This window comes from Teichococcus aerophilus (assembly GCF_014490485.1).
Taxonomy (GTDB): Bacteria; Pseudomonadota; Alphaproteobacteria; order Acetobacterales; family Acetobacteraceae; genus Pseudoroseomonas; species Pseudoroseomonas aerophila.
Map to the genome: position 1 here is coordinate 1 of NZ_JACTVA010000033.1, position 10,209 is coordinate 10,209.

Below are 10,209 nucleotides of genomic sequence, written 5' to 3' on the forward strand. Positions count from 1 at the left end.
CCCCGCCGCGCCGCCGCTTCGGCCAGGCGCTGGCGGGCGGGCTGGGCCTGGCCCTGCTGGCCGCCGCGCCGTTTGCCGCCCCACCTGCCCAGGCCCAGCGCGTCGCCGGGTCGGGCGAGGTGGTGCGGAATGCCAGCGCCGCCTTCCGCGTGACCACCTTTGCCGGCGGGCTGGACCACCCATGGGGTGCCGCCTTCCTGCCCGATGGCCGCCTGCTGGTGACCGAGCGCCCCGGCCGCCTGCGGCTGGTGGAGCGCGACGGTACGGTCTCCCCGCCACTCGGCGGGGTGCCGGCGGTCTCCGCCGCCGGCCAGGGCGGGTTGCTGGATATCCAGATCGCTCCCGATTTCGCCACCACCCGGGAGGTCTATCTCTGCCAGGCCGTGCAGCTGCAGCAGGGCCATGCCACCCGCCTGATACGCGCCCGGCTGGCCGAGGACGCGACGCCGCGCCTGGACGCCGTGCAGCCTCTGCTGGATGCCACCCCGGCGCAATCCAGCGGCCGCAACCACTATGGCTGCCGCATCGCCTTCGGCACCGATGGCAAGCTCTACCTCTCCACCGGTGACCGCTACAGCGACAAGATGCGCGCCCAGCGGCTGGACGACCTGGCCGGAAAGGTGCTGCGGCTGGAGCGTGACGGCCGCCCGGCGGAGGGCAACCCCTTCCTGGGCCGCGAAGGCGCCCGGCCGGAGATCTTCACCTACGGTCACCGCAACCCACAGGGCCTGGCCCGCAACCCCTGGACCGGCAGCCTGTGGGAAGCCGAGTTCGGCGCCCGCGGCGGTGACGAGGTGAACCTGCTGCGCCCGGGCCTGAACTATGGCTGGCCCATCGTCACCTACGGCGTCGATTACGACGGCAGCAAGATCGGCGAAGGCACCTCCCGCCCCGACATGGAGGAGCCGCTGCGGCACTGGGAACCGGCGGTCAGCCCCTCGGGAATCAATTTCTATGACGGCGACGCCTTCCCCGCGTGGAAAGGCAGCCTGTTCCTGGCCACGCTGAACACCCCCGGCCTGCTGCGCCTCTCTACCGAGGGCGATCGCATCACCGGTGAGGAACGCCTGCTGTGGGGCGAGCTCCGCTTCCGCCACGTGCTGCCGGGGCCGGATGGACTGCTGTACCTGCTGACGGATGAGACACGCGGGCGCATCCTGCGGCTGGAGCCTGCTGCGCCCTGAGGCGGTGGGGGGGTCAAGAAGGAAGGCCGGGGAAGGAATTCCCCGGGCCCCTTCTTTTTTCCTGCGAATTTGCGGAGTTGGGTGGGGAAGCGAACGCTCAACTCTGTGCGTAGCCGCGGTCCAGGGCGCGATTTGATGAAATCTCCGCGTTGCGGAGGAAATGCGCTTCGGCCATCCGGAAGAAAGTGTTCAGAAGCCTGCCAGATCAGGCGCGGCAGGCTTTTCCGCGCCAGCTTTGTCAGCGGCTTGGCCAGATGTCCCTGCGTTTGGCCAAGCTGCCTCCGTCCCGGCACGGCAATCCCGACCATGCCCTCCGCCAGCAGGCTTTTGAATCAAACGCTTAAGCCTGGCCGCCCCATCTCTAAGGCCGCGGCCCTAAACACCCCAAAAAAAGGAGGGGGTTTGGGGGAGTTCCCTCCCCCAACCTTCAGTCTTCCCCAGGCGTCATCCCTGATGCGACAGCGGCATAACCACGGCTTCCGCTTGGCGTGCGTCATGGTGGCGCAGCGCGTCCAGGGCCGCCTCCAGTTGCTGGATGGGCTGGCGCCAGCCTTGCGCGCCGTCCTGGCGGTCATTCAGCAGCGTGGTCTGGGCGGCTTCGATGCGCGATTCGGCCAGGGGCAGGCGGTGGTGTTCCAGCGCCGCCTCGGCCGAGGCCAGTTCGTTGCGCACAGTGTCCGGCAAGGCACTGCGCTGCGGGGCGGGGGCTTCGGGCGCGGCGGCGATGCTCAGCGGTTCCGGGGCAGGCACTGGGGCTGACGTGGCCAGGCCCTGGGGGGCGGCCTGGTAGGTGACCTCGCCATGGCCGCCGGGGCTGAAGACCGGGATGCCGCCATCGGCGAAGTTGCCGTGAGCGCCCGGCCCCGGCTCCACCCGCGCGCCGCCTTCGGAGCCGCCGCGCATGTTGAAGATGCCGCTGCTGACGCCGGGCGTGGCGCCGGGGCCGTAGTGGATGACCGGCTCGCCGGCCCGGTAGCCGTCCACCGTGGCGATGCCGTTGGAGACGCCCTGGGCCTGGGCGCTGCCGGGCGCGGCCATCGAGACGCCCAGCGCCACCCCGGCCAGCAGCCCCAGTGCCAGGGGCGACGCGGTGCGGTTGCGGGAGATGCTCATCATACGATCCTCCGATCGGGTCGGCGGGCTATGGGCCCCGCCTGTTCCTGCACCTCGGCAGTCCTGGATGAACGTTCATCGTGCGTCGGGGTGAATTCCCGGCCATCGGTTGAGACATGGGCGTTACGTTCGCACGGCCGGGGCAGGCGGCTGCCCCTCTTGCCCCCTGCCCTGGCCCCGCTACAGCTGTCAGCGACTGCATGGGATGTCTGCCGGAAAGACGCGGCCTGAAATTCCGTGCCGGAGACCAGGTGGCTTCGCCCAATGCCGGGGAAAGGCCACGGCCAAACCGGCATGGAAAGGCTTACTGCGTCTTTCCGGCAGACATCCAGAACAGCCTCTCAGCCGCCTTGGAGCAGGAGCCGACCGCATGCCCGCCGAGACCACACGCGCGCCCCAGCCGGCCCCCGCCCCGGACACCAGCCGCCACGAGGGCTGGCAGCCGCCGACGGCCGCGCTGCTGGAACAGGCGTCGCACAATGCGGTGCCGGCGTCGCGAACGGGCTTCGACGGCCCGTTCCTGCTGCGCGCCTTCCTCGGCGGTACCGGCCGCGCCAATGCCGTCAGCTCCCTCAGCCCGGCGCCGGATGCGGAACTGGCGGCGCGCATTCCACGCATCGAGGCCGCCTATGCGCGGATGGCGCTGCCGCCGCGCTTCCGTTCCACCCCGCTGGACCCGCCCGGCCTGACCGGGCTGCTGGAAGCCCGCGGCTACCGGGGCGATTCCGGCAGCCTGGTCATGGCGGGCCCGCTGCACTTTGGCGCGGCGGAGGCCGAGGCCGTGGCGATGGCGGCGCCGGACGATGCCTGGCTCTCCGTCATCGCCACCGCCGACTACCAGACCCCGGCGCGGCGGGAGGAGAAGCAGCGTGCACCGGCCATGATGCTGCACCCGGCGAGCTGGATCCTGCTGCGGCTGGAAGGCCGCCCGGCGGCGACGGCGCAGGTGGCGGTGGATGGCCGCCTGGCCGGGTTCTTCGACGTGGCGGTGCACCCGGATTTCCGCCGCCGGGGGCTGGCCCGCCGCATCCTGGCCGCCGGCGCGGACTGGGCCGCCGCGCGCGGCGCGGATACCGCCTGGCTGCAGGTCTCGGCCGGCAACACGCCGGCGGTGACGCTGTACCAGGCGCTGGGGATGCGGGAGATGTATCGCTACCGCTACTTCCTGCCCTCCGGCTGAGGCGACGGGCGCCGGGCGCCGGGCGCCGGGCGCCGGGGCGGTCCTGGAAACCGCCCTCGCGTCAATTGATTTACGGTTTGCGGTCCGCCTCGTGCGCGGACGACAACCATAACCTTACATTCCAGTGCCTTATGCAACCGGTATCGACGCCTCCGCGCCATTCGTCACGCATTCGACATGATTTTGAGACAGATCCCACTATCGAAGCATGACATAAAATTGTAACCTGCTTGCCATCATGGCGTAATCCAAGCAGGCACCGGCCCCTTTTTGATATGACGTCTTCCTCGCTGTCACGCCCGGTCATCACCTTCGGGACGTTCGATCTCTTCCATATCGGCCACCTGAATATCCTGCGCCGCGCGCGGCTTCTGGGGGACAGGCTGGTCGTCGGCGTCTCCACCGACGCGCTGAACCACCGCAAGAAGGGCTTCCACCCGGTCTTCGCGGAAGAAGAGCGGATGAGCATCGTCGGCAGCCTCCGCTACGTCGACGAGGTGTTCCGCGAGGAAAGCCTGGAGCAGAAGGCCGATTACATCCGCCGCTACAATGCCCGGGTACTGGTCATGGGCGACGACTGGGCCGGGCGCTTCGACCAGTTCCGGGAATTGTGCGAGGTCGTCTACCTGCCGCGGACGGACGGCATCTCCACCACCGACATCAAGCAGGGCATCGCCTCCCCCACCATCCAGCCGCCCCGGCCCGGCACCAGCGCCTGACCGGCCGGCCAGAGCGACGCCGCGCCCATGCACCTGCACTTCGTTCTCGATGAACCGCAGTACAACGACCTCTTCGCCCCGCTGATCCGCGAGGCGCGGGCGCGCCGCCACCTGGTCACCACAGGGTTGCGCAGCGCCGTGCGCTACGACGCCGACGCCATCGTCGCCCTGCAGGATATCGCCCTGCGGGGCGGGCCGCGCCCGCGCGTGTTCATCACCCATGGCCTGGGCCTGGCCAAGCGCGGCCACCTGACCCTGGATGTCGACCTGCTGCTGCTGCCCTATTCGGGCAAGGGCATCGTCGACGATCAGAAGGATGGCGGCCGCGCCAAGGTGGTGCGCAACCTCGGCTCTCCCAAGATCGACCTGCTGGCTCAACGCCGGCGCGCCGCCCCCGCCCTGCGGCAGCGCATGCGGGAGGTCTACGGCTTCGATGCACGGCCCATCGTCGGTTACTGCCCCACCTGGCGCCATGACGGCACCCTGCACCACGCCCAGCGCGCCCACCGGCTGCGGGAGGCTGAGACCGTGCTGGAACGGGACTTCAACGTCGTCACCCTGCCCCACTCGCTGGAATTCGACCGCAGCGAGATCGAGGAACTGCGTTTCCGCCTCTCGCCCGAGATGTCCCGCACCGACCACCTCGTCGCCTTCGACGCGGTGGTGACGGATACCTCCGGCATCGGCTTCGAGCTGTGCGCCATCGACATGCCGCTGGTGTTGCTCGACAATCCGGCGGAGCCTGACTACCTGCTGGCGCGAATGCTGGAGACGCCGGTGCCGATCGACTACGGCCCGGTCTGCACGCTGGATAGCCTGGTGCCCACGCTGCACGCCATCCTGGCCGAGCCCGCCAGCCACGCCGGGCGCCGCGCCCACTGGGCCGACATGGCCTTCGGCCCGCGGGACGGCCAAGCCGCCGCACGCTGCATCGACGCCATCTGCGACTTCATCGCCGCGAACCACCGCCGCTTCGCCGGCGCCCCGGGCCAGCCCATGCGGCTGCGGGACTACCGCCGGCATGGCCTGCGCAACCTGCGCACCCCGACGCCTTGGGAAATCGAGGGTGATGCCGCCTGGGCCAGCTTTCCGCCCAAGGGTGGCTCCGCCATGTTCGGCCCCTACCAGCGGCTGGGCCACGGCCGCTTCGCGCTGGAGGTGGACCTGGAAGTTCGCTGCGAGCACCCGGTGGTGCTCGCTGTCGATACCCATGGCGGCCGTAGCGTGCTGGCAGAATTCCCGGTGGCCGGACGGCTGCGCGCCTCCCTGCCCTTCACCGTGCCGGCCGCGCTGGCGGGCCGGGATTTCGAGTTCCGCCTGCGCAAGCCGCCCGCCGCCGAAGGCGTCATCCTGTTGCGGGCGTTCGAGTTGCTGTTGGTGGGCCTGGCACCGGACGAACCGCCCGCCGCCACCCCGCCCGCCCCGCAGCCGCCACCCCCGCCCGAACCCCTACCCCCACCGGAACCGCCCCCGCCGCGCTACCAGACCCTGCCGGACCCGCTGTGGGAGGAAGTCGCCGCCTTCCTGCGTGCCCACGCCACCGAGGCCCACACGGTGCTGGCGCCGCGGAACTTCCTGCCCACCCTGTTGTTCCCGGCCCAGATGGATGTCTACGCCGATTGCGCCGGGCCCTATGACTGGGTGGTGGTGCACAAGGGCCGTACCACCGAACTGCCGGCCGAGTTCCTGCAGCAAGCAACGCAGCAGGGCCGCGCCGTGCTGGCCAACCCGGTCTTCGTCGTGCTGCAGACCAGCCACCTGCCGGATCTGCGCGACAGCGGGCATGTGCAGGCCCTCCTGGCGCATCTGGCCGCCACGGCGGAGAACTGAGCGGGGGCTTCTGGCTTTAGGGGGATAAAGTGAAGGGGAAGGCCGGGAAGGAATTCCCCGAACCCCTTCTTTTCTTTCTGCAAATTTGGCGCTGCGCTGAAAGGTGGCGGCCGACGTTTCTTGATGATTTTGAATATCGGCCACGCGGGCTGAACCCCCAGTCACCGGAGGGCTGGGAACTCCGGCGCACCCAGCCGTCTTTCAAGTGCTCCCTTGCAACAACGCCACCCAGAAAACTCGAAAAAGTAAAAGAAGGGGTCCGGGGAATTCCTTCCCCGGCCTTTCCCGCTACCTCCCGGCACTCCCCTTCAGGGAATGAGTACCGTGCTGCCCGTCGTCTTGCGCCCTTCCAGGGCGCGGTGCGCCTCGGCGGCGTCCTTCAGGGCGAAGGTCTGGTTGATGCGGATCTGCACGGCGCCGGACTGCACGGCGGCGAACAGGTCGGCCGCCGTGGCCACCAGGTCGTCGTGCCGGGCGGTGTAGGTGGCAAGCGTCGGGCGCGTCAGGAACAGGGAGCCCTTGGCCGCCAGGATGCCGATATCGAACGGTGGCACGGGGCCGGAGGCGTTGCCGTAGCACACCAGGGTGCCGAAGGGGGCCAGGCAGTCCAGCGAATCCATGAAGGTATCGCGGCCGACGCTGTCGTACACCACGGGCAGCATGGCGCCGCCGGTGATCTCCTTCACCCGTGCCGGCAGGTTCTCCTGGCCGGCAAGGACGACGTGGTCCGCCCCGTTCTCGCGCGCCAGCTCGGCCTTCTCGGCGGTGGAGACGGTACCGATGACGGTGCAGCCCAGCGCCTTGGCCCATTGGCAGAGGATGAGGCCGACGCCGCCGGCGGCCGCGTGCACCAGGATGGTATCGCCCGCCTTCACCGGATAGGTGCGGCGCAGCAGGTACTGGGCGGTCATGCCCTGCAGCATCATCGCGGCGCCGGTGCGGAAATCGATCGCTTCCGGCAATTTCACCAGGCGGTCGGCCTTGATGGTGCGGGCCTCGGTATAGGCGCCGAGGGCCATGGCGTAGGCCACGCGGTCCCCGGGCTTCACGTTGGTCACCTCGGTGCCCACCGCCTCGACGATGCCGGCGCCTTCCATGCCCAGGGTGACGGGCAGCTGCGGCACCTTGTAGAGCCCGGTGCGGAAATAGACGTCGATATAGTTCAGCCCCACCGCCGCGTGGCGCACCAGCGCCTCGTCCGGCTTCGGGGTCGGCACCGGCACGTCATCCCACACCATGTTCTCTGGGCCGCCATGGGCATGGACACGGATGGCATGGTTCATACGAGCGATCCTTGTTGGCCCGGCGTCAGCCGCAGGGCGCGTCGTTCGAGTTCGAGCAGGTAGCGCTTGGTCTCCGGGCCCTCGCCGCCCGAGTAGCCGCCCAGCAGGCCGCCTGACCCCACCACGCGGTGGCAGGGGATGATGATCGGGATCGGGTTCTCGCTATTGGCCTGCCCCACCGCGCGGGCGGAACTGCCGAGCAGGCGGGCGATGTCGCCGTAGCTGCGCGTCTCGCCGGCGGGAATGGCGCGCAGCGCGGCCCAGACGCGCTGGCGGAACGGCGTGCCGAAGGGGGCGAGGTTCAGGTCGAACTCCGCCCGCTGGCCGTCGAAGTAATCCTGGAGCTGGTCGGCGGCGGCGCGCAGACCCGGCGTTTCCTCCTGGTCACGCCCACGGCCCCAGTCGAGGGCGACGATGGCGCCCTCATCCTCGGAGAGGGTGAGCGCGCCGAGAGGTGTCAGCAGTGAAAGCTGCGGCATGGACCTATCGAACCCAAAGCGGGGATTCGACACGCCATGCGCCGTGCGTCAAGCACGGAAGGCCGGCGCGGCGCCGCACCGCCCCGGCCACCTGGCGCATCAGGCCCGCTTCACGCCCCACGGATAGGGCGCCGTGCCATCCTGGATACCGGTGATGGTGTTGCGGAAGGCGGTGCGCAGCGTGAACTGGCCGAGCGGCACCGTCGCCACTTCCTCCATGCCCAGGCGGCCGAGTTCGGCGGCCGCCTTTTTCTGCCCCGCCTCGTCGGTCGCGAACAGCCATTCCTGGGTCAGCGCCTCGGCGCGGTCGCTCTTCCACCAGCCGAACCAGCCGGCGTCGCCCTGGCCGCGGATCAGCGGGGACATGGCGGGGCTGCCGTAAAAGCTGGCGGGGCCGGTGGTGTGGAAGATGCTCCAGCCGCCCTTGTCCGTCGCCTCGCGCGAGTTGCGGCGCTGGATGACGGTGCCCCAGTCGCTTTCCATCAGGTCCACGTTCATGCCGGCGCGCTTCAGCGTATCCGCCGTCACCTGCCCCAGCGGGCCGATATCGGGGAAGTCGGTGGGGTTGATGATCACCACCTTCTGGTTGCCGTAGCCGGCTTCCTTCAGCATGGCGCGGGCCTTGGCCACGTCGCCTGGCATCAGGTCCGAATTATCGGCGAAATAGGGGGTGTTCTTCGGCCAGATGCTGGGCGTGGTGGTCCAGACGGAGGCATCGTCGCCCTGGGCGGCGCGCATGTAGTCCTCCTGCACCACGGCGGCGAGGACGGCGCGGCGGATGCGGACGTCGTTGAACGGCTCCTGCAGGCAGTTCAGCCGGGCCAGCGCCAGGCGGCCGGCCTTGTCCGTCACGCGGCGGGTGATGTCCCGGTTGCGGGCGAGCATGGGCTGCAGGTCGGCCAGCGGGCGCTCCCACCAATCCACCTCGCCATTCATCAGCGCGCCGGCGGCGGTGGCCGGGTCGGTGATGATCTGCCATTCGATGCGCGGGAAATGCGCCACCTTGCCGCCCGTGGCGTAATCCGGCGCCTCATCGCGCGGCACGTAGCCGTCGAACTTGGCGTAGACGGCGCGGCTGCCGGAATTGAACTGGTCTGCCAGGAAGCGGTAGGGGCCGGAGCCCACCATCTCCGTCACCGCCTTGTTGGGGTCGGTCGCCGCCAGGCGCGACGGCATGATGAAGGGTGCGCCGTCCGACTTGGCCAGCGCGTAGGACAGCAGCGGGAAGGCACGGTTCAGGCGGATTTCGAAGGTACGGTCATCCACCACGCGCCACTCGGTCGCCACCTTCGCCAGCAGCTGGCCGAAGGGGTCGCGCACGGTCCAGCGCTTGACGCTGTCCACGCAATCCTGGGCGCGCACCGGCTCCCCGTCATGGAAGCGCAGGCCCTGGCGCAGCTTGATGCGCCACAGCTTGCCGTCCTCCAGGATCTCGTGGCCCTCGGCCATCTGCGGCTTCACCTCGCCGGCGCCGTTCAGGCCGTACAGCGTGTCGAACACGTAGTAGCCGTGGTTGCCGGTGACGGTGGCCGTGGTCCAGACCGGGTCCAGCGCCGCCAGGTTGGCCTGGGGGATGAAGCGAAGCGTGGTCGCACGCGGGTCCTGCGCCAGGGCGGGGGCCGCGAGGGAGGGCAGGAACGGCGCCACGGCGGCGGCCTTCAAGAGAGAACGGCGATGCATCGAATGAAACCTTCCTGGCAGTGGCCGCGGAGCGTGTGACCGCATTGGCTGCGTTATTTTGGCGGCAGTGTCTTGCTTTTGTGACCGTGGGGCAAGCCCGGGGGGTGCCCGGGAAGGAATGTCCTGCCGGTGGTGTTGGTGATGGAAGGTCGGGGGAGCGAACTCCCCGAGCCACCTCCTTTTTCGCCGGGTTTTCATCGTGCCCGATCCGCACGCGGTCGCGGTCGCCTGGGCTGTTCCGGTCCAGGTGTGGGCGCCTAGCCGGCGATCCAACATTAGGCTGGATCGACATTCAGTCTTGGACAGAACAGGCCGGGGAAGGAATTCCCCGGACCCCATCTTTCTTTTGCGAGTCTGTCGGGTGTGGCCGATGCGGCGTCGGCCTTTCCAGGCCAAGGACGGGGTGACGCCGGAGGCTGGTGGTTGAGCCCGGTGGCCCGTGACCTTTCTCCCGCCCGCATCTGCCGGTCCGGAGGCGTCACGCAACTGACAGGAAACAGATGGCGTAAACGTACGCGTTTACGCAGGGGAATTCTTCCCCCTGACCTGCCCCCTCCCACCCTGGGCCGAAGGTCGATCAGTCGTGAAAGAGGGAGGAAGAAGAAGGGGTCCGAAGACAATTGATTCTCTCCCGCCTCCGCCAGCCATGACGCCGCCCCTGCCCGGTGCGGACGCCGGCGCGCGTGGAGACACGCCGAAGCGCCCCCCCCCCCCCCCCCCCCCCCCCCCCCCCCCCCCCCC

General features: G+C 69.5%; 8 protein-coding genes. 4 read left to right on the forward strand and 4 right to left on the reverse strand.

Annotated elements, in window-relative coordinates; genetic code table 11:
• Positions 1–56 precede the first annotated feature (56 nt).
• Positions 57–1,184: a PQQ-dependent sugar dehydrogenase gene (locus IBL26_RS16515; RefSeq protein ID WP_241749474.1), complete on the forward strand. Its 1,128-nt coding sequence runs from the start codon at positions 57–59 to the stop codon at positions 1,182–1,184.
• 444 nt (positions 1,185–1,628) lie between these two features.
• Here the strand turns inward: IBL26_RS16515 and IBL26_RS16520 are convergent, their stop codons facing one another.
• On the reverse strand, positions 1,629–2,297 hold the full coding sequence (locus tag IBL26_RS16520) for a hypothetical protein (RefSeq protein WP_187785611.1): 669 nt from the start codon (positions 2,295–2,297) through the stop codon (positions 1,629–1,631).
• Between the two features lie 370 nt (positions 2,298–2,667).
• On the opposite strand from IBL26_RS16520, the gene IBL26_RS16525 reads away from it, so the two are divergent.
• From IBL26_RS16525 to IBL26_RS16535, 3 genes are all read left to right on the forward strand, one after another.
• Entirely contained in the window at positions 2,668–3,477 is an 810-nt protein-coding gene (locus IBL26_RS16525) for a GNAT family N-acetyltransferase (RefSeq protein ID WP_187785612.1), read from the forward strand.
• Between the two features lie 275 nt (positions 3,478–3,752).
• Complete coding sequence (locus IBL26_RS16530) at positions 3,753–4,196, forward strand: adenylyltransferase/cytidyltransferase family protein (protein WP_187785613.1); 444 nt, start codon at positions 3,753–3,755, stop codon at positions 4,194–4,196.
• Positions 4,197–4,223: 27 nt separating this feature from the next.
• Positions 4,224–6,026 carry a CDP-glycerol glycerophosphotransferase family protein gene (locus IBL26_RS16535; RefSeq protein ID WP_187785614.1) on the forward strand — a complete coding sequence of 601 codons (1,803 nt, stop codon included), beginning with the start codon at positions 4,224–4,226 and terminating at the stop codon, positions 6,024–6,026.
• A gap of 308 nt (positions 6,027–6,334) precedes the next feature.
• Here IBL26_RS16535 and IBL26_RS16540 read toward each other — a convergent pair whose 3' ends face one another.
• The 3 genes from IBL26_RS16540 to IBL26_RS16550 all read right to left on the reverse strand — a co-directional run bounded on the left by IBL26_RS16540 (position 6,335) and on the right by IBL26_RS16550 (position 9,468).
• Entirely contained in the window at positions 6,335–7,309 is a 975-nt protein-coding gene (locus IBL26_RS16540) for a quinone oxidoreductase family protein (protein WP_187785615.1), read from the reverse strand.
• Entirely contained in the window at positions 7,306–7,788 is a 483-nt protein-coding gene (locus tag IBL26_RS16545) for a methylated-DNA--[protein]-cysteine S-methyltransferase (RefSeq protein ID WP_187785616.1), read from the reverse strand. The genes IBL26_RS16540 and IBL26_RS16545 overlap by 4 nt, the downstream gene beginning before the upstream one ends.
• Before the next feature lie 99 nt (positions 7,789–7,887).
• Positions 7,888–9,468: an ABC transporter substrate-binding protein gene (locus IBL26_RS16550; RefSeq protein ID WP_187785617.1), complete on the reverse strand. Its 1,581-nt coding sequence runs from the start codon at positions 9,466–9,468 to the stop codon at positions 7,888–7,890.
• Positions 9,469–10,209: the final 741 nt, after the last annotated feature.

Excerpts from the sequence above, each read along its gene's own strand:
- IBL26_RS16520 (WP_187785611.1), bottom strand. The coding sequence starts at position 2,297 with ATGAGCATCTCCCGCAACCGCACCGCGTCGCCCCTGGCACTGGGGCTG.
- IBL26_RS16525 (WP_187785612.1), top strand. The coding sequence starts at position 2,668 with ATGCCCGCCGAGACCACACGCGCGCCCCAGCCGGCCCCCGCCCCGGAC.
- IBL26_RS16530 (WP_187785613.1), top strand. The coding sequence starts at position 3,753 with ATGACGTCTTCCTCGCTGTCACGCCCGGTCATCACCTTCGGGACGTTC.
- IBL26_RS16535 (WP_187785614.1), top strand. The coding sequence starts at position 4,224 with ATGCACCTGCACTTCGTTCTCGATGAACCGCAGTACAACGACCTCTTC.
- IBL26_RS16540 (WP_187785615.1), bottom strand. The coding sequence starts at position 7,309 with ATGAACCATGCCATCCGTGTCCATGCCCATGGCGGCCCAGAGAACATG.
- IBL26_RS16545 (WP_187785616.1), bottom strand. The coding sequence starts at position 7,788 with ATGCCGCAGCTTTCACTGCTGACACCTCTCGGCGCGCTCACCCTCTCC.
- IBL26_RS16550 (WP_187785617.1), bottom strand. The coding sequence starts at position 9,468 with ATGCATCGCCGTTCTCTCTTGAAGGCCGCCGCCGTGGCGCCGTTCCTG.